This window comes from Paracoccus zeaxanthinifaciens ATCC 21588 (genome assembly GCF_000420145.1).
Classification (GTDB): Bacteria; Pseudomonadota; Alphaproteobacteria; order Rhodobacterales; family Rhodobacteraceae; genus Paracoccus; species Paracoccus zeaxanthinifaciens.
Genome location: NZ_ATUJ01000009.1, coordinates 22,016 through 40,893 on the forward strand (window position 1 = coordinate 22,016; position 18,878 = coordinate 40,893).

At 66.8% G+C, this 18,878-nt stretch carries 13 protein-coding genes and 1 tRNA gene; 11 read left to right on the forward strand and 3 right to left on the reverse strand.

The window, feature by feature from the left end; translation table 11 throughout:
• Positions 1-3: 3 nt before the first annotated feature.
• From F804_RS16175 to F804_RS0109900, 7 genes are read left to right on the forward strand one after another with little or no spacing between them, the layout of a single operon-like run.
• Positions 4-1,707, forward strand: coding sequence for a DUF3131 domain-containing protein (locus F804_RS16175; protein ID WP_022707587.1), 1,704 nt, complete (start codon positions 4-6; stop codon positions 1,705-1,707).
• Positions 1,704-2,834, forward strand: a complete 1,131-nt coding sequence (locus tag F804_RS0109875; protein ID WP_084686584.1) for an acyltransferase — start codon at positions 1,704-1,706, stop codon at positions 2,832-2,834. Before F804_RS16175 ends, F804_RS0109875 begins: the two co-directional genes overlap by 4 nt.
• Positions 2,834-4,612, forward strand: a complete 1,779-nt coding sequence (locus F804_RS0109880; protein WP_022707589.1) for a glycosyltransferase — start codon at positions 2,834-2,836, stop codon at positions 4,610-4,612. Before F804_RS0109875 ends, F804_RS0109880 begins: the two co-directional genes overlap by 1 nt.
• A complete protein-coding gene (locus F804_RS0109885) occupies positions 4,609-5,934 on the forward strand; it encodes a DUF3131 domain-containing protein (RefSeq protein ID WP_028725844.1) in 1,326 nt (441 codons plus the stop codon). The genes F804_RS0109880 and F804_RS0109885 overlap by 4 nt, the downstream gene beginning before the upstream one ends.
• A complete protein-coding gene (locus F804_RS16950; protein ID WP_022707591.1) occupies positions 5,931-6,770 on the forward strand; it encodes a peptidoglycan-binding domain-containing protein in 840 nt (279 codons plus the stop codon). Before F804_RS0109885 ends, F804_RS16950 begins: the two co-directional genes overlap by 4 nt.
• Before the next feature lie 4 nt (positions 6,771-6,774).
• The gene (locus tag F804_RS16955; protein ID WP_022707592.1) at positions 6,775-8,241 is read left to right on the forward strand and encodes a hypothetical protein; all 1,467 of its coding nucleotides are present in this window, start codon (positions 6,775-6,777) and stop codon (positions 8,239-8,241) included.
• 16 nt (positions 8,242-8,257) lie between these two features.
• On the forward strand, positions 8,258-9,154 hold the full coding sequence (locus F804_RS0109900; protein ID WP_022707593.1) for an alpha/beta hydrolase: 897 nt from the start codon (positions 8,258-8,260) through the stop codon (positions 9,152-9,154).
• A 50-nt stretch (positions 9,155-9,204) separates the two neighbouring features.
• Here the strand turns inward: F804_RS0109900 and F804_RS0109905 are convergent.
• A tRNA-Ser gene (locus F804_RS0109905) sits at positions 9,205-9,294 on the reverse strand.
• 110 nt (positions 9,295-9,404) lie between these two features.
• On the opposite strand from F804_RS0109905, the gene F804_RS0109910 reads away from it, so the two are divergent.
• The 4 genes from F804_RS0109910 (at position 9,405) to F804_RS16195 (ending at position 14,913) form a co-directional block, all read left to right on the forward strand.
• Positions 9,405-10,262, forward strand: a complete 858-nt coding sequence (locus tag F804_RS0109910; protein ID WP_156845229.1) for a DUF2059 domain-containing protein — start codon at positions 9,405-9,407, stop codon at positions 10,260-10,262.
• Positions 10,263-10,264: 2 nt separating this feature from the next.
• Positions 10,265-11,329, forward strand: coding sequence for an NUDIX domain-containing protein (locus tag F804_RS16960; protein WP_051142350.1), 1,065 nt, complete (start codon positions 10,265-10,267; stop codon positions 11,327-11,329).
• Positions 11,330-11,425: 96 nt separating this feature from the next.
• Positions 11,426-12,457 (forward strand): cysteine synthase A, encoded by a 1,032-nt coding sequence (locus tag F804_RS0109920; protein ID WP_022707596.1) that lies wholly within the window; start codon positions 11,426-11,428, stop codon positions 12,455-12,457.
• A gap of 44 nt (positions 12,458-12,501) precedes the next feature.
• Positions 12,502-14,913, forward strand: coding sequence for a DUF3772 domain-containing protein (locus F804_RS16195; RefSeq protein ID WP_245540343.1), 2,412 nt, complete (start codon positions 12,502-12,504; stop codon positions 14,911-14,913).
• Positions 14,914-14,964: 51 nt separating this feature from the next.
• Here F804_RS16195 and F804_RS0109930 read toward each other — a convergent pair whose 3' ends face one another.
• Complete coding sequence (locus F804_RS0109930; protein WP_022707598.1) at positions 14,965-16,053, reverse strand: AI-2E family transporter; 1,089 nt, start codon at positions 16,051-16,053, stop codon at positions 14,965-14,967.
• 56 nt (positions 16,054-16,109) lie between these two features.
• Positions 16,110-18,812, reverse strand: a complete 2,703-nt coding sequence (gyrA, locus tag F804_RS0109935; protein WP_051142357.1) for a DNA gyrase subunit A — start codon at positions 18,810-18,812, stop codon at positions 16,110-16,112.
• Between the last annotated feature and the right edge of the window lie 66 nt (positions 18,813-18,878).

Here is an 18,878-nt window from a genome sequence, read left to right on the forward strand (position 1 = left end):
GTCATGCGGCGTTTCGGTCTTGCAGTGGTGGCAGCCCTGATCGGGGGCGCACTGGTGATCGACCAAGGGGCGGACCCCGCCCGCTCGCAAGAGGCGTCGGCGCCGGTGACCGCGCCGCTCTTTCCGGGCGACACGCCGGTGGGCGATCTGCTGCCGCCCGCGCTGCGCGATCCGAACCGCCAGTCGCGCACCGATTTCCTGATGTCCCGCCCCGCCCAGGAAGGCGAGTTCTTCGGCCGCCACGGTGCCCTGACCGAGCGCGAGATGGCGATGGCCCGCACCGCCTGGCAATATTTCGTGAACAGCTACCAGGAGGATACGGGCCTCGTGAACGCGGTCGGGTCCTATCCCTCGACGACGCTGTGGGACACTGCCTCGTATATCAGCGGCCTCGTGGCGGCACACGAGCTGGGGATCATCGACAAGCGCGAATTCGACCGCCGCGCGACCAAGCTGATCGGCACGCTGCGCAATCTCGACCTCTATCGCGGCGAGGCGCCGAACAAGGTCTACAACACCCAGACCGGCGAGAAGGTGAACTATGCCAACCAGCCCGGCGAGGTCGGGTTCTCGGTGCTGGACATGGGGCGGATGCTGGTCTGGCTGCGCATCCTCAAGGAACGCTATCCCTATCTGGCGAACGGCGTGGACAACGTGCCCATGCGCTGGAACTATTGCAACATCGTGGCCGATGACGGGCGGCTGTTCGGGTCCATCGTGGGCGGCGACAACCAGACGCGCTATGTCCAGGAAGGGCGGCTGGGATACGAGGAATACGCCGCCAAGGGCTTTGCGCTGTGGGGCTTCGACGTCACCGGCGCGCTGGACCCGCATCCGCTGAAATACACCAACATCTATGACGTGGACGTGCCCTATGACGGCCGCGATCCGCGGGTGTTCCACAACCAGAACTACGTCCTGACCGAAAGCTATCTCCTGGACGGGCTGGAGATGGGCTGGGATCTGCCGGTGCCCGATCCCGACGGGCCGGGCGTCGCCTCGCAGGGCTGGCGCGCGGAATTCGCCCATCGCATCTTCCTGGTCCAGCAGCGCCGCTTCGAGGCGACGGGCATCATCACCGCCCGATCCGAACACCAGGTCGAGGGCAAGCCCTATTTCGTCTACGATTCGATCTTCGCGGACGGGTATCCCTGGAACACGCTGGACCCGAGCGACGTCTATCAGCCCGACCGCGCGGCCGTGGCATCCAAGGCTGCACTGGGGATGTGGGCGCTGTGGGACGTGCCCTATACCGACCTGCTGTTCGATACGGTGGCGGATCTGTCCGACCCCGAGGGCGGCTTCTACGAGGGGCTCTACGAGAACGGCAACGGCTACATCCCGCTGCGGACCGCGAACAACAACGGCATCATCCTGGCCGCGCTTCTTTACAAGGCGCAGGGGCCGATCATGCGGTTCCAGAACGACAATACCAGCTACTGGGACACGGCCTATGCGGGGACCGACATCCGCGCGAACAAGTGCCTGCCCGACAAGATGGTGGTCGAGGCCACCTGCTGCGCCTGCGCGGCGGGCGCGGATATCCAGCCGACCGTTCCGTGGGACGAGTTCAAGTACTGCCGCCCGCTGGACCGCGAGAACGGCATCGCCGCGACCGAGTGCCGCCCCGAGGAACAGGCTTTCGCCAAGCCAGAACCGCGCGTCGTCCTGCCTGCCGCCTGCCGCGCGGAATGGGCCGCACCATGAGCGCAAGGGGCCGGATGGTCTGGTTCGATGCCAACCGCGTCTGGGCCGCGGTGGGCGTCGTCCTGATCCACAGCACGACCGACTTCTCGGGGCGACCCTTCCCGGATGCAAGCGTGGGCGAACGGGTGGTCCCGATCTTCCTCCGCTCGCTCGGCGAGTTTTCGGGCTCGGAGATGTTCTTCTTCTTCTCGCTGTTCCTGATGGCGCTGCGGATCGACCGGCACAGGCCGACCTATCGCGAGGCGATCGGCACGCAGGCGTCGCGGCTGCTGGTGCCCTTCGCCTTCTGGACGCTGTTCTACGGGCTGTTCCGCCTGGTCAAGGCATATGCCTTCGGTTACGCCCCCGGCTATCTGGACCAGATATCCGAGGTGAAGACCTGGGTCGCCTATTTCCTGCTGGGCAAGTCGCAGTACCACATGCACTTCCTGCCCACGCTGTTCGCGATCTTCCTGTTCTATCCGGTGATGCGTCTGGCGATGCGATACCCGATCCTGGGGGTGGGGCTGTTCGCGACGCTCGGCGCGATGGATCACGTGCAGACCTTCCTCTACTCGCTGGATCTTGCGCCGCTGACGCGCGACTATCTTGTCCGGATCACCAAGGTCTGGGGCTATGTCGGCTATGGGTTCGCGGCCTTCGCGCTGTATTCGCTGTGGCAGGACGGGCTGCCGCGCGGTGAATCGAAGCTGGTCGGGCGGGGGGCGCTGTATTTCGCCTCGATGGCCTATATCGCGACCTTCCCCTTCTTCGGCTCGGCCCTGCTGACGGGGCAGTGGGGCGTGCGCACGGGCTGGGATTACTACGGTCACTTCCTGATGCCGCTGTTCATGTTCAGCCTGTTCCTGGGGCGGCAATATGCCGACTGGTCCCCCGGCTGGTCGCGCATGGCGAAATACACCTTCGGCATCTACCTGGTGCATCCGATGGTCATCGACATCTTCGACATCGTCGTGGTCAAGACCGGGCTGGCGGGCGTCCTGTCGCCCGCGCTGCTGGTGGTGCTGCGCTTTGCCTGCGTCCTGCCGGCGGCTTATGGCGTCTCGCGCCTGATCGAGCGGACGGACGCGCTGGCCTGGACGATCGGGCTGGGGCCGGTGCCCTGGAAACGGCAAGGGAAGGCGTGATGGACGACTACTTCCGCGAATTTGAGGATCGCCGCCCGCCCGATCCGCTGCCCTATTCCGCGGCACGGGAAATGCTGTGGCAGTTCCTTGCGACGCTGACGCTGGTCGTCGGCGCGTGGTACGTGATCTGGCGGTGGGGGCATTCGCTGAACCCCGACGCGCTGTGGTTCGCGATCCCGCTGGTCGTGGCCGAGACCTGCGCCTATCTGGGCCTCGTGCTGTTCGTTTACAACCTGTGGCGCGACCAGCCGGTGCGGGTTCCCGAAGCGCCCGCGACCGTGCGCGACATCGACCCCGACAACCCCGATCCCGACCGTCCGATCACGGTCGACGTGCTGTTCGCGACCTATAACGAGGAACCCGAGCTGGTGCGGCTGGGCATCGTCGATGCCAAGGCGATTGACTATCCCCATCCCATCGACATCCGCATCCACGTGCTGGACGACGGCAAGCGCCCCGAGATGGAAGCCGTGGCCCAGCAGGAGGGCGTCGGCTATATCACGCGCGAGGGGAACGAGGGCTTCAAGGCCGGCAACCTGCGCAACGCGATGGAGCGGACCTCGGGCGATCTGATCGTGATCTGCGATGCCGACACGCGCCCCTTTCCGACGATCCTGTCGCGGACCCTGGGCTATTTCCGCGATCCCAAGATGGCGTGGGTCCAGACGCCGCAATGGTTCTACGACCTGCCCGAAGGCCGCAAGCTGCCCGGTCGGCTGGGCCGCATCTTCGGGCGGATGCGCGTCGGCACCGATCCCTTCGTGAACGACCCGCAGATGTTTTATGACGTGATCCAGCGCCGCCGGAACCGCGTCAACGCCGCCTTCTGTTGCGGGGCGGGGTCGATCCACCGCCGAGAGGCCGTGATGGAGGCCGCGCTGCGCAGCTTCGGCGAGGCGGTCGAGCGCCGCGTCATCGCCGCCGAGGAGGAGATCACGCTTGAGAGCCGCGAGCGCCGCGTCTCGCCCGAGCTGCTCGAGGCGATCCGCACCGAGGCCGTCACCGCCGAGGTTCTGACGCCGTACCGGTTCCACGTCTCCGAGGACATCTATACCTCGATCGTGCTGCATTCTGACCGCGAACGCGGCTGGAAGTCCTGGCAGCACCCCTATGTCGAGAGCCGCATGCTGTCGCCCCAGGACCTGCTGACCTGGACCATCCAGAGGTACAAGTACGCAGGCGGCAGCCTGGACATCATGTTCAACGACAATTCGCTGTTCCGGCGCGGCCTGACCCTGCCGCAGCGCATGATGTACGGCGCGACCTTCTACAGCTATCTCGGCGCGATCTGGAACGTGGTCTTCCTGTTCGCGCCCGCGATCTACCTGTTCACGGGGATCGCGCCGGTCTCGGCCTATTCCAACGATTTCTTCGCGCATGTGATCCCCTTCATGATCTTGCTGGAACTGAGCATGATGGTCGGTACCTGGGGCATCGCGGGATATGCGGCCAAGGCCAGCTATCTCGCGTTCTTTCCCGTGGGGCTGCGGGCGATCTGGGCCGTCGCGCGCGGGCAGAAGATCTCGTTTCCCGTCACGCCCAAGGACCGCCAGTCGGGGCGGTTCCTGCATCTGGTCCGGCCGCAGCTTGCGGTGCTGGTGCTGACCGGCGCGGGCGTGCTGTGGGGGTTGGGCGCGCTGGCCGTCGGCGGGACACCCCACACGCTGACCGGCGTCGTGACCAATGCCCTGTGGGGGCTGAACAACTGCGTGGCGATGGCCGGGATCGTGGCCGCCGCGCTCTGGCAACCGCCTGCCACCAAGGAGGCCGCAGCATGAGCTTTCGTGAAAATCTCGCTCGGGCACGGGGGCATATCGTGATGATCCTTGCGCTTATCCTGGGGCTGGTGCTTGTCCTGTGGCTGGAGACATTGGGCGAGCCGCAGCCCGACGCGAGTGCGGGACCGGACATGATGCAACCCTTCGACGACCTCGACCCGCTGCCGCTGGCGATCCGTGGCGAAAGCTCGGATCGTGACATGGAGCATGCGCGGATCGCCTGGACCTATTTCCAGAACAACGTGGACGAGGGGACGGGGCTTGCGAATTCGGTCCATGCCTATCCCTCGACCACGATGTGGGAAACGGGGTCCTATGTCGTGGCGATCCTGTCGGCGGAACGGCTGGGCCTGATCGACCGGCCCGAGGCGCATGACCGGCTGGACCGCGCCATCGCCAGCCTGTCCGACCTGCGGCTGTTCCAGGACGTGCTGCCCAACAAGGCCTATCACACGCGCACGCTGCAACTGGTCGATTACGGCAACCAGCCGGTCGAGCTGGGGCTGGGCTGGTCGGCGCTGGACGTGGCGCGGATCGTGGGCACGATGGGGCTGGTGCAGCGCAACCACCCCGAGCTGGCCCCGGCGGTCGAAGCGCTGCTGAACGGCTGGCAGCTGGACCAGATGGTCGATGGAGGAGAGCTGATCGGCACCAATGTCAGCGACGGCAACATCCGCCGCAACCAGGAAGGCCGCGTCGGCTACGAGCAATATGCCGCGAAGGCGATGATGCTGTTCGGCTTCGACGTGTTCCGGGCCTATGACGTGTCGGGCGACCTGATGGTCCAGCGGGTCGAGGGGCAGCCCATTCCCGTCGACACGCGCCTGCACCGCGCCACGACCCCGGCCTTCGTCGTCAGCGAGCCTTACCTGTTCGACGGGCTGGAATTCGGCTTCGACGACCGTTCCCACCGCTTCGCGACCGCCATCTATCGCGCGCAAGAAGGGCGCTTTGCCGAAACGGGCAAATTGACCGCCGTGACCGAGAGCCACCTGCACGAGGCGCCCTATTTCGCCTATTCGACCGTCTGGGGCGGGGGTGCACCCTGGGCCGTGATGACCTTCCAGGGCGAACGGATCGACAGCCGCCGGACGCTGGCGACCAAGGCCGCCTTCGGCTGGGACGCGCTGTTCGGCACCGACTACACCGCCCGTCTTGTCGACGCGGTCGAGCAGTTCGCCGACCCCGCCAAGGGCTGGCCCGAGGGGATATACGAGGAAACCGGTGCGGTGAACGGATCGACCACCGCCAACACCAACGCCGTCGTCCTGGCCGCGCTGGCCTTCAAGGCGCATGGTCCCCTGGTCCGGGTCGCGCCATGAGACGGGCGGCCGCCATCCTGCTGGTCTGGGCGGGACCCGCGCTGTCCGAGCCCTGCGTCGGCGCGAATTTCGACCGCCCCCTGCCAGGCGCCAGCAGCGTGGAACGTCGCAGCTCGGACGTGCCGACCGCCCGCTATCCCGGCATCTGGCAAGAGGGGCGCGTGGCGGGCTTCGCCTATCAGCTGGCAAGCGATCTTTCGGCGGTGCTGTCCGACAGCCTGGACGCGCCGAGCTGGCAGATCGCCATCGAATGCGGGAACGATGGGGGCTGCACCCGCAGCGGCGACGAAGCGCCCGACGCCGCGATCCCGGTCGCGGATGCCCTTCAGCGCTGCCTGCTGGGGCAGGAGGTCGAGGCCGCCGATTTCGCGATCCCGACTGCGCGCGGGATCGCGGGTCTGCCCGAGGATGCGGGCGTGACCGACCCCGACCGCGCCATCGACTCCGTCGCGGGCATCGCCACCGCCGCCGGTATCGAAAGCGCGGCCAATGCGCCGTCGCCCTCGGTCCCCGCACCGAACGACGACCCCGAACGCCCCGCCGCGGTGCGCGACGTTCCCGCGCCCGTGGCGCAGCCCGACCCGGCGCTGGTCGATCTGGGCCCCTCGGTCCAGCCGGATCGCGAATGCGGGTTGCAGTTGATCACGCCCGGCACTTCGACCGTGCAGACGCTTCAGCGCCTGCTGATCGAGGCGGGGCAGGACCCCGGCCCGGACGACGGGGTGATGGGGCAGCGGACGCGGACGGCGCTGGTGCAGGCGCTGGACCCCGATGCCGCGGACCTGTCGATCGAAGGTGCGATCCGCGCCCTGAACGCCAAGCTGTGTCAGGAGTGATGGCATGGTCGGGCGCGGATACCGGGCGGGCAGGGCGCTTCTGGCGCTGATCGTCACGGCCGCGCCGGCCTTCGCCCAGGACTATCCCCTTGTCTGGCCGTCCGAGCTGCGCCCCGCCACGCTGCCCGCCTGGCAGCAGGCCACACCCGGCCCCCGCAGCGTGGACACGTCGGAGAATGTCGTGCCCGGCGCGACCGAGGTGCTGAAGGACGTGCCCAACGTCTTCAGCTGGTCGCGCTTCCAGTCGGGACGCATCGGCGGGTTCGATTACCGGCTGTTCCCGGATGGGTCCGCCATCGTCATCGCGGCCGAGGGCAGGCCCTTCGCGCAATACATGCTGAGCTGCCGCAAGGGCGATGCCTGCGAGATCGCGAACGATGCGGGCGTCATCCTGATCGTGCCTGCCATCGGCGCGCCGAAGCCGCCTTTGCCGCCCGATGACGTGGACGGCCTTGGCGTGGCGCAATACCTAGCGCGGTGGATCCTTGCCGGGACGGGCACGCCGCCACCTCCGCCGCCGCAGCCCGAACCCGCGCCCGAACCGCAGGGGCCGCCCTTGCCGGACGTCCTGCCGGTGACAGAGCCCGAGCCCGAAGCGGTCGTCCCGCCCGAACCCGCGCAGAACAACCTTCTGCCGACCGATGCGGATTGCCTGGAACCCGACCCGTTCTATCCCGATGCTTGCGAGCCTGTCGCGCCGGAACCTGCGCCCCCCGCGCCGCAGCCTGTCGCCGCGCGCGCCATCGACATTCCGGCACCCGTCGCGCCCGTGCAGCCTGCGCCCGAACCCGCCCCGATGACGCTGGCCGAGAGGTATCGCCTGTCATGCTCGCTCTCGACCGGGGCGGGGCTGAAATATACCGACCATGTCGATTTCGACGACGCATTCGGCAAGCTGCGGGTCACCCTGGGCTGCAATGCCCGGCTGAACGACCGCGTGTCCCTCTCGCTGGCGCTGGTCCGGTTCCCGCTCTCGGGGCAGCAGGCGCCCTGGGACCCCGATTTCACCTATGCCGTCAACATGCGGGTGACCGAGAAGCTCGGCCTCAGCTATTCGAACTATGGCGCGCGGTTTTCCGGCGGGGGCAACGATCTGGTCTCGTCGCTGCTGAAGGGCAGTCTGCGCGCGTCCTACAAGCTGCCCACGCTGCACCTGCCCTTCCAGAAAGAGGCCGCCTGTTCCGTCAGCATCGGTTTGTCGAATCCCGGCAACGATTCCGGATCGCTCAGCTGCGGGATGTCGGTGACCGACAAGCTGCGCGTTGGGCTGACGCTCTATGCCTATCCGGCGAACCGGCAGAAGCCGTGGAACCCCGATTATAGCTATACCGCCAGCTACAGGCTGAACGACCGCGTGACGCTGAACTATTCGAACTACAGCGCGAACCGATGGCCGTGGAATCGCGGCCCAAGCCCGGGGCCTGGCCTTCTGGGCGGGTCGGTCAGCCTGTCCTACAAGCTGATGTTCTGACCGAGGAGATCCGACGATGCTGCGTTTCCTGACCCTGTGCTTCGGGCTGCTGCTGTCTTCGGCTGCGGGCGCCGAGGTGCGGATGCAGAACGTCATCGGCAGCGAGGTTCTGGGCCGCCCGGTCGGATATTCGCTGTATCTTCCGCCCGGATACGGGACGGACAAGCGCGATTACCCGGTCGTCTGGCTGCTGCATGGCGGCGGGACCGGGCAGCCGTCCGACTGGTTCACGCTGGCGGGGATCGACCAGATGCTGGACGCGCTGATCGCCAGCGGCACCATAAGGCCGCTGATCGCCATCGCGCCGGACGGGCGCCGCGACGAGGCGAACGAGATCGCGACCTATTTCCTCGACGATGCCGACGGGCAGGTCCGTTGGCAGACGATGTTCCTGACCGAGATGATCCCGGTGATCGAGGCACGCTATCCCGCGATCGGGACGGGCGAGGCGCGGGCGATCCTGGGCATCTCGATGGGCGGGCTTGCAGGGATCGTGCATCACCTGCAAAACCCGGGCATGTTCGCGGGTGTCGCGGCGCTCAGCCCGGCGTTTCGCACCGATGCGCAGCTGCTGTCGCTGAGCGACGATGCCTATCGCACGCGATATGCGGGGGTGCTGGGCGCGGATCTGGCCGCGGATGCCCGCCTGACCAAGACGTGGGGCGACCTTGCGCCCGGTGCCCTGATCGCGACCGCGTCGCCAAGCCGCGTTCCGCGTATCCTGATCGATCTGGGCGCGGACGATCCTTTCCTCGAGGGCGCGACCGAGATGCATCTGGCGTCGCGAAACGCGGGCCTGCCCGGCATCTTTCGCGTGCGCACCGGCGGCCATGACTGGCCGTTCTGGCGCGAGGCCTTGCCCGATGCGCTGATCCATCTGGATGCGCTACTGACGCGCGGATATGGCGAGTGATCGCCCTGCGTAACGTGCTCGATTTTTGGGATAAGCTTACCACGAGAAAGTGGCGGAGAGGGTGGGATTCGAACCCACGGAACCCGTGAAGGCTCAACGGTTTTCGAGACCGCCCCGTTCGACCACTCCGGCACCTCTCCGCGCTTTCTGGTGTGGTGAAGCGGCGTTTAAAGTTACGGGGGTTGAAGCACAAGGGGGTATCGGCGAAAAAAACGCAGGACGATGAATTTTTTCTCGAAAGGCGTTGTGGATGCTCAGACTTCTCGTGCTGGCGGCCTTGCTGCCCGGCGCCGCCATCGCCGAACGCGTGCCCGTTCAGGCGCAGGTCCAGGCCCCCGAACGGCAGGTCGCGGACCAGCTGTGGCAGGTCATGCGCATGGACCAGCTGATGGAGATCATCCGCGACGAGGCCGTGGCAGAGGCGACGCGATTGCAGGACGAAGGCGTGATCGCCGGGGCAGGGCAGCCCTGGCCGCAGATCGTCCACCGCATCCACGACCCCGAGGAACTGGAGGCCGCCTTCCGCGAGGGGCTGTCAGGGGCGCTTGAACGCCTCGATGCGGCGCAGGTCGAGGCTGGGCTGCGGTTCTATCGCTCGGCCCTTGGGCGCAGGCTCTTGGACCTCGAAGCCTCGGCGCGGCGGGCCATGCTGACCGAGGGGATCGAGGATCAGGGCCGCGAGGCGTTCATGCGCGACCTGACGCGCGGCGGCGCGCGCTCGGCCGCGATCCGGCGCATCATCCACGATGCCGATCTTGTCACACCAAACGTCGAAAGCGGGTTGAACGCGACGGTCGCCTTCTCGCAGGGCTTCGCCGAGGGGGGCGGTTACGACATGCCGCCCGACGAGGGGCAGATGCTGGCCGATGCGTGGGCGCAGCAGCCCCAGATCGAGGCCGAGGCGGCCGCATGGCTGGAAGGGTTCTTCATGATCGCCTATGCCCCCGTCGAGGACGAGGATCTTGACGCCTATGGCGAATTCGCCGTGTCCGATCGCGGTCGTGCGCTGGCCCGCGCGATGTTCGCGGGCTTCGACAGGATATTCAGCCAGACATCCTATCGGATGGGGCTGGCGGCTGCGCTGCGCAGCGGAGGGAGAGAGCTTTGACGATGATTCTGCTGGGCGACCTTGCTGCGCCCGAAATGCTGGCGGCGTTTGGCCTTCGGGGCGTGGACGCGACCCTTCCGGGGCATCTGGTCTCGCAGGGCCGCGCGGGCATCGACGCCGATGCCTGGCCGGTCCTTGCCGATGGGGGCGAGGTTCAGGGGACCGAGGTCGCGCCGAATGCGGCGCTGGAACGCTATGCCCTGGTGATGGGGCTTCAGCCGATCAAAGTGGCGGGCCGCCGGGTCATGGGCATCGCCGGAACGGGCAACCCCGATCCGGCCCCCGCGCAGGCCGATCCTGCGCTTGCGGCGCAGATCGCGATGCAGATCCTTGCCGCGCCGGACCATGTCGATGCCGCGACCTTGCGCTGGCGCCTGCCGATGATGGCGATCTGGGGCAGCAGTCGCCTGCGCGCACAGGCCACTGCGCCGACCGGCCAGGGCGTCGTGCCGGAACGGGGCACCGATGCGGTCACCGTGATCACGCGCGACCAGCCCTATGTCGGCTTCTTCGTCGGCGAGCGCCAGCAGATCACCCACCGCCTGCATGACGGCGGGCAAAGCGCCCCCATGACCCGAGAGGCGTTCCTGATGGGGGACGCGGTCGTCATGCTGCCCTGGGACCCGGTGCGCGACCGCGTTCTGGTGATCGAGCAGTTCCGCTTTGCCCCCGCGCTGCGCGGCGATCCGCAGCCCTGGCTGCTGGAACCCATCGCGGGTCGCGTCGATGGTGGCGAAACGGTCGAGGCCGCGATCCTGCGCGAGGCGCGGGAAGAGGCCGCGCTGGACGTGCAGCGGCTGTTTCCCGCCTTCAGCTACTATCCCAGCCCAGGCGCGGTCTGCGAATACCTGTATCAATATGTCGGGATCGCCGACCTTCACGACGGCGTGGCTGGGGTCCATGGCCTGGAAACCGAATCCGAGGATATCCGCGGGCACCTGATGCCGCGCGCGCAGCTGTCGGACATGGTGGATCGCGGGCAGATCAGCAATGGTCCGCTGACGACCCTGTCCCTGTGGCTCGATGCCCGCGTGGACAGGCTACGGCGGGAACTGGCCGCCGGTTGATCCGTTCGGTCCCGGGGGGCTGGCGACCTTGCCCCTTGGGGCTGCGCATGTTTAGGAACGAAATGTCGAACAATCACGAAGGGATGCCGTATCGCCATGCGTATCTGCTCTGACCTCGCCGACGCCATCGGCAACACCCCGTTGATCCGCCTGCGACGCGCCAGCGAGGAAACCGGTTGCGAAATCCTCGGCAAGGCCGAGTTCATGAATCCCGGCCAGTCGGTCAAGGACCGTGCCGCGCTGTTCATCATCAAGGATGCCATCGCGCGCGGCCAGCTGCGCCCGGGCGGCACCATCGTCGAAGGGACGGCGGGCAATACCGGCATCGGGCTGGCGCTTGTCGGCGCCTCGATGGGCTTTCGCAGCGTCATCGTGATCCCCGAAACCCAGAGCCAGGAGAAGAAGGACATGCTGCGGCTGGCCGGTGCGACCTTGGTCGAAGTTCCGGCGGCACCTTACCGCAACCCGAACAACTATGTCCGCTACTCGGGTCGCCTGGCCGAGGAACTGGCAAGGACCGAGCCGAACGGCGCGATCTGGGCGAACCAGTTCGACAATGTCGCCAACCGGCAGGCTCATGTCGAAACGACCGGCCCCGAGATCTGGGAACAGACCGAGGGCAAGGTCGACGGCTTCGTCTGCGCGGTCGGTTCCGGCGGCACGCTGGCGGGCATCGCCGAGGCGTTGCAGCCCAAGGGCGTCAAGATCGGCCTTGCCGACCCCGAGGGCGCGGCACTGCATTCCTTCTATACCACGGGCGAGTTCGACAGCCCCGGCAGCTCGATTACCGAGGGGATCGGGCAGGGGCGCATCACCGCGAACCTCGAAGGGTTCACCCCCGATTACAGCTGGCGCATCCCCGACGCCGAGGCGCTGCCCGTCGTCTTCGACCTGCTCAAGGACGAGGGGCTGTGCCTTGGCGGCTCGTCGGGGATCAACGTCGCGGGTGCGATCCGCATGGCACGGGAAATGGGTCCGGGCCACCGGATCGTCACCATCCTTTGCGATTACGGCACGCGTTACCAGACGAAGCTGTTCAACCCGGAATTCCTGCGCTCCAAGAACCTGCCGGTCCCCGATTGGCTGGAACGTGGTGCGCCCGATCTTCCGCAAGTATTCGAAGGCTGAAGGACCACATGCGACATTTCTTGGCCACGATCCTACTGGCCATCATGACTGTCTGCGCTGTCCCGGCGTTTGCCCAGCAAGGGCAGGCGCCGGATTACGAACAGTGGAACGAAACCGCAGAAAAGGCCGAACAGGTCGTATCGGACCCGCAGGCGACCAATGCCGAGCTGGGCAAGCTGCGCGATGAACTGGTCGATTGGCGCGAGCAGTTGCACCGCGCCGAGGACGTAAATGGCGACCGGATCTCGATGATCCGCAACCAGATCGACGCGCTTGGCGCGGAACCCGCCGAGGGCGAGACCGAGGATGCCAGCGTCGCCGACCGTCGCGAACAGCTGAACGAACAGCTGTCCGAGGCGCAGGCACCGCGCATCGCCGCCAACGAGGCCGCATCCCGCGCCAGCGCGATCATCGCCCGCATCGACGAGATCACGCGCGAACGCGCCGCGCTGGAGCTGACGAAGCAGTCGCCCTCGCCCCTGCTGCCCACCAGCTGGGCGGATGCGGCGACCGACGGGGTCGCCCTGATCGAGGGTGTCGGCGGCGAGGTCTCGGGCAGTGATGCCTCGGACGAAGTGTGGGAGGACCTGCGCCCGAACCTGCCGAAGGTGCTGCTGTATCTTGTCGCGGCGGCCCTGATCCTGACGCTTGGGCGCAACTGGATCGAGAGCCTGCCGTCCCGCCTGTCGGCACGGGCCTCGGACTATTCGCGTGCGGTTCTGGCATTCGTCGTCTCGCTCGGGCAGATCGCGCTGCCGATGCTGGGCATCTATCTGGGGATCAGCGCGATCAAGGCGACCGGGCTGCCCGGACCCTGGACGACGCCCTTCCTGAACGCGCTTCCGGTCGCGGCAGTCATCCTGTTCGGCGGCATCTGGCTGTCGCGCGCGATGTTCCCGCGTCAGGCCATCGCCTATACCTCGTTGCAGATGACCGAGAACGCGCGCCTTGGCGCGGGCCGTTGGGTCAATGCGCTGGCGGGGCTGATGGCGCTGCACTTCATCCTGTCCCGCGCGGTGCTGCCGCTGTCGGGCCTGTATGAGCAGGGCGAGGTTCAGGTGGGCCGCGTTCCCGTCGCCTTCAGCGAAGGCGCGGCGGGTGTCTGGCACCTGGTCGTGGTGACGATCACGGCGCTGGTGATGTTCCGCCTTGGCAACATCCTGCGTCGCATCCCGCGCGATTCCGGCAGCCAGGATCTCAGCTATCGCCACTATATCGTGGCGTGGGCGGGGTCGCTGACGCGTATCGTCGCGCCGCTTGCGGTCGTGGCCATCGCGGCTGGCTTCGTGAACTTCGGCAACCTGATGGTCTGGCCCTGGCTGTATTCGCTGGCGCTGATCGCGCTGCTGATCCTGCTGCAGGACTTCATCGCGGACCTGTTCAACATGCTGCAGCGCGGGGCCGAGGGTGCGCGCGACGGGCTTGCTCCGCTGCTGATCGGCTTTGCGCTGGTCATCCTGTCGGTGCCGGTCTTCCTGATGATCTGGGGCGCCTCGGGCGAAGAACTGGCCGAGTATTGGGTCGCCTTCCGCGAGGGGATCTCGCTTGGCGGGATCACGCTGTCGCCGGGTTCGATCCTGACCTTCCTGATCGTCTTCGCCATCGGCTATGTCGTCACGCGGGGGATCCAGGGCGCATTCCGCAACTCGATCCTGCCCAAGACCAAGCTGGATGCGGGCGGTCAGAACGCCCTGGTGTCGGGGCTGGGCTATGTCGGCATCGTGCTGGCGGCGATCATGGCCATCACCTCGGCAGGGATCGACCTGTCGTCGCTGGCCATCGTCGCAGGTGCGCTGTCGGTCGGTATCGGTTTCGGTCTGCAGAACATCGTGTCGAACTTCGTGTCCGGCATCATCCTGCTGATCGAACGTCCGGTCAGCGTGGGCGACTGGATCAGCGCGGGTGGCCAGCAGGGCATCGTCAAGCGCATCTCGGTCCGGTCGACCCAGGTCGAGACCTTCGACAAGACCGAGGTCATCGTCCCGAACAGCGATCTGATCAGCCAGCCGGTCACCAACTGGACCCGCCACAACAAGGTCGGCCGGATCATCGTGCCGGTCGGCGTCGCCTATGGCACCGACACCCGCAAGGTCGAGAACATCCTGCGCGAGGTGGTCGAGGATCACCCGCTGGTCAGCATCGACCCGCCCCCCGCGGTCCTGTTCCGGGGCCTTGGCGCGGATTCGCTGGACTTCGAGATCCGCGCGATCCTTGCGGATGTGGGCACGGGCCTTGGCGTGACCTCGGACCTGCTGCACGAGGTGGTGCGCCGCTTCGCCGAGGCCGGAATCGAGATCCCGTTCGCGCAGCGCGACATCTGGCTGCGCAACCCCGAAGCGCTGCAGGGCGAACAGAAGCCCGCCGCCGCCACGACCCCGCCCGCCAAGAGCGAGGCGCTGTCCGAGGTCGCGCGGTCGTTGCCCGACAGCGACGACATGGATGGCGACGGACGCTAGGTTCCAGGTCCGGGAAACGAAGAAGGGCGCCCATATCGGGCGCCCTTTTTTTCATGCCTTGGCGAGGGTCGCTTCCTCGTCCCCGCTGCCGTCGTCGGGCAGCCCCTCGCGTGACAACAGCACCGCGACCGTGCGCAGCCAGGGGATATGGGCGCAGACGATCATCAGCGCCACCATGATCGGAACCGCCAGGAACATCCCCGGCACGCCCCAGACCGCGCCCCAGAAGGCCAGCGACAGGATGATCCCGAAGCTGGACAGCCGCAGCGTCTGGCCCAGCAGCATCGGGTCCAGCACGTTGCCGATCAGGAATTGCGTGGCCGAGCACAGGACGGCGATGGCCAGCGTCACGGTGGTGTCGCCCGACAGCACGAAGGCCAGGATGATCGCGATGACCGTGGCGACGATCGACCCGACCGAGGGGATGAAGTTCAGGATGAAGGTCAGGATCGCCACCGCCGTCGCCAGCTCCAGCCCCATCGTGCGGAAGATCAGCCAGACGATGCCCGCGGTGACCGCGCTGACGCCGGTCTTGACCACCAGGTAGCGGTTCACCCGATGCATGATCGAGGCGATGATGCGGCGTGCCTGCACGGCCTTGACGCTGTCGCCGGTCAGACGCTCCATCTTGACGGGGAACCAGACCTGTTCGGCGAACATGAAGCCCACAAACAGGATCACGAGGACGCTGCCCGACAGGATGCCCGATGCCTGTCCCGCCAGCGACCGGATCCAGCCCGTGATATTGAAATTCGTCAGCGCCGTCATGATCCGCTCCTGCGCCTCGGGGCCCAGACGCTCGGTCAGGGCGGGCAGGGCGGCCTGCGCCTGTTCGGCATAGGTGATCGCGATGAAGACGATCTCGTTGACCTGCGCCACGATGGTGGTCGATATCCACAGAAGCCCGAGCGCGATCCCGATCAGCGCCAGCGTCGTGGCCAGCCATTTCGCGACCTTCAGCCGGGTCGAGATCGCGTGGATCGCGTCCGATGTCAGCGAGAAGAGGATGATCGCGATGGCAAGCGAGATCAGGATGAACCGCGCCTGCACCAGCATGATCAGCAGCAGCGAAAAGGCGATGAGGCCAAGAAAACCCGTCTGCAGGCGTTCGCGCAGGACGGTTTCGTTAGAATGCTCCAATGCGGCCCTCGTTCATTGAAAAACCCGATCCCGGTGTTCGGGATCGGGTGATTGTATCAGTCCTCGGTCTCGTCGGCCTCGTCGACAAGGGGATCGGTGACGCCCTGTTCCGCGATCCGCGCGACCGAGACGACATATTCGCCCTGCGCGGTGTTGAAGACCCGCACCCCGCCCGCGCTGCGCGAGCGGAAGCTGATGCCATCCACCGGAACGCGGATCGACTGCCCGGTCGAGGTCGCAAGCATGATCTGGTCGTCGGGATCGACGGGGAAGCTGGCGACCAGCGCGCCGCCGCGCATGGCCTTGTCCATCCCCATGACGCCCTGACCGCCGCGACCGCGCACGGGATAGTCGTGGCTGCTGCTGATCTTGCCCGCGCCCTTGGCGGTGATGGTCAGGATCATGTCCTCGGCGGCCGACATCTCGGCATAGCGTTCCTGGCTGATCTGGCCCTCGGGGGCGGCGTCCTCGTCCTCGTCGGGTTCGGCGCCGTCATCCAGCGCACCCGCGACCGCGCGGCGCATCTTCAGATAGGCGGCGCGTTCCGAGGGCTCGGCCGCGAAGTGGCGGATGACCGACATGCTGACGACCTCGTCGCCCTCGGCCAGGCGGATGCCGCGGACCCCGGTGCTGTCGCGGCCCTTGAAGACGCGGACGGCGGTGGTGGGGAAGCGGATGGCGCGCCCTGCGGCGGTCATCAGCATCACGTCGTCCTCTTCGGTGGCCATGCGGACACCGATCAGGCTGACGTCCTCGGGCAGCTTCATCGCGATCTTGCCGTTGGATTTCACGTTGGTGAAATCCGACAGCGCGTTGCGGCGGACATCGCCTTCGGAGGTGGCGAAGACGGCCTGGTAATTCTCCCACTCGGTCTCGGGGGCGTCGACGGGCATCAGTGCCGCGATGCTGACACCGCCGTCGATCGGCAGGATGTTCACGATGGCCTTGCCGCGCGCGGTCCGCCCGCCAAGCGGCAGGCGCCAGGTCTTGAGGCGATAGACCATGCCGTCGGTCGTGAAGAACAGCAGTTCGGTGTGCGTGTTGGCGACGAACAGCGTCGTGACGACGTCGTCCTCCTTGGTGGCCATGCTGGACAGGCCCTTGCCGCCGCGCCGCTGCGCGCGAAACTCGGCCAGCGCCGTCCGCTTGATATAGCCGCCCGAGGTGATGGTGACGACCATGTCCTCGCGCTCGATCAGGTCCTCGTCCATCATGTCGCCGGACCATTCGGTGATCTCGGTGCGGCGCGGAACGGCGAACAGCTCCTTCACCTCGCGCAGCTCGTCGCAGATGATGCCCATGATCCGGTCGCGCGAGGCGAGGATCGCAAGATATTCGCGGATCGCCTCGGCCAGGGATTGTAGCTCGTCGGTGACTTCCTTGACGCCGATCTGGGTCAGGCGCTGCAGGCGCAGTTCCAGGATGGCGCGGGCCTGCGTTTCCGACAGGTTGTAGGTGCCGTCATCGTTGACCGGGTGCAGCGGGTCGTCGATCAGGCGCAGGTATTCCGCGATTTCGTGGGCCGGCCAGCGACGTTCCATCAGCCGGGTGCGGGCCTCGGCGGCATCGGCACTGCTGCGGATGGTGGCCACGACCTCGTCGACATTGCTGACGGCGACGGCCAGGCCGCACAGGACATGGCTGCGCTCGCGCGCCTTGCGCAGCTCGAACGCGGTGCGGCGGGCGACGACTTCCTCGCGGAAGCTGATGAAGTGGGTCAGGAACTCGCGCAGCTTCAGCTGTTCGGGGCGACCGCCGTTCAGCGCCAGCATGTTGCAGCCGAAGCTGGTCTGCATCTGCGTGAAGCGGAACAGCTGGTTCAGCACGACATCGGGCGTCGCGTCGCGCTTCAGCTCGATCACGACGCGGATGCCCGTGCGGTCGGATTCGTCCTGGACCGAGGAGATGCCCTCGACCTTCTTCTCCTTCGCAAGCTCGGCGATCTTCTCGATCAGGCTGGCCTTGTTCACCTGATAGGGGATCTCGTCCAGCACGATGGCGAAGCGGTCCTTGCGCGGCTCCTCGATATGGTGCTTGGCGCGGACCATGACGCTGCCGCGGCCCTCCAGATAGGCCTTGCGCGCGCCCGAACGGCCCAGGATCAGGCCGCCGGTCGGGAAGTCCGGCCCGGGGATGATCTCGAGGATGCGCTCGGTCGGCAGGTCGGGATCGGCGATCAGTTCCAGCGTGGCGTCCACGACCTCGCCCAGGTTGTGGGGCGGGATGTTCGTGGCCATGCCGACCGCGATGCCGCCCGCGCCGTTGACCAGCATGTTTGGGAAGCGCGCGGGCAGGACGGTCGGTTCGCGGTCCTTGCCGTCATAATTGTCCTGGAAATCGACGGTTTCCTTGTCGATGTCCATCAGCAGGAAGTTCGCGGGCTTGTCCATGCGCACCTCGGTGTAGCGCATGGCGGCGGGGGGATCGCCGTCCATCGAACCGAAGTTGCCCTGGCCGTCCAGCAGCGGCAGCGACATCGAGAAGTCCTGCGCCATGCGGACCAGCGCGTCATAGATCGCGCTGTCGCCGTGGGGGTGGTACTTGCCCATGACGTCGCCCACCGGGCGGGCCGACTTGCGATAGGCCTTGTCGGCCGTGTTGCCGGTCTCGTTCATGGCATAGAGGATGCGGCGATGCACCGGCTTCAGGCCGTCGCGCAGATCGGGGATCGCGCGGCTGACGATGACCGACATCGCATAGTCCAGATAGGACGTGCGCATCTCGGACGAGATGTCGATCATGGGGCCGTCGTGATGCATCACGAGGCGGGTCTCGGTCCCGCCTTCCTCGCCGTTCTCAGGGGTTTCGGGCAGATCGTCTTCTGG

Bases quoted from the DNA above. Each gene is read 5' to 3' on its own strand.
- F804_RS16955 (WP_022707592.1), top strand. From the start codon at position 6,775: ATGGTCGGGCGCGGATACCGGGCGGGCAGGGCGCTTCTGGCGCTGATC.
- gyrA (WP_051142357.1), bottom strand. From the start codon at position 18,812: ATGCATCACGACGGCCCCATGATCGACATCTCGTCCGAGATGCGCACG.
- F804_RS16195 (WP_245540343.1), top strand. From the start codon at position 12,502: ATGACTGTCTGCGCTGTCCCGGCGTTTGCCCAGCAAGGGCAGGCGCCG.
- F804_RS0109910 (WP_156845229.1), top strand. From the start codon at position 9,405: ATGCTCAGACTTCTCGTGCTGGCGGCCTTGCTGCCCGGCGCCGCCATC.
- F804_RS0109920 (WP_022707596.1), top strand. From the start codon at position 11,426: ATGCGTATCTGCTCTGACCTCGCCGACGCCATCGGCAACACCCCGTTG.
- F804_RS0109900 (WP_022707593.1), top strand. From the start codon at position 8,258: ATGCTGCGTTTCCTGACCCTGTGCTTCGGGCTGCTGCTGTCTTCGGCT.
- F804_RS16175 (WP_022707587.1), top strand. From the start codon at position 4: ATGCGGCGTTTCGGTCTTGCAGTGGTGGCAGCCCTGATCGGGGGCGCA.
- F804_RS16950 (WP_022707591.1), top strand. From the start codon at position 5,931: ATGAGACGGGCGGCCGCCATCCTGCTGGTCTGGGCGGGACCCGCGCTG.
- F804_RS0109880 (WP_022707589.1), top strand. From the start codon at position 2,834: ATGGACGACTACTTCCGCGAATTTGAGGATCGCCGCCCGCCCGATCCG.
- F804_RS0109875 (WP_084686584.1), top strand. From the start codon at position 1,704: ATGAGCGCAAGGGGCCGGATGGTCTGGTTCGATGCCAACCGCGTCTGG.
- F804_RS16960 (WP_051142350.1), top strand. From the start codon at position 10,265: ATGATTCTGCTGGGCGACCTTGCTGCGCCCGAAATGCTGGCGGCGTTT.
- F804_RS0109885 (WP_028725844.1), top strand. From the start codon at position 4,609: ATGAGCTTTCGTGAAAATCTCGCTCGGGCACGGGGGCATATCGTGATG.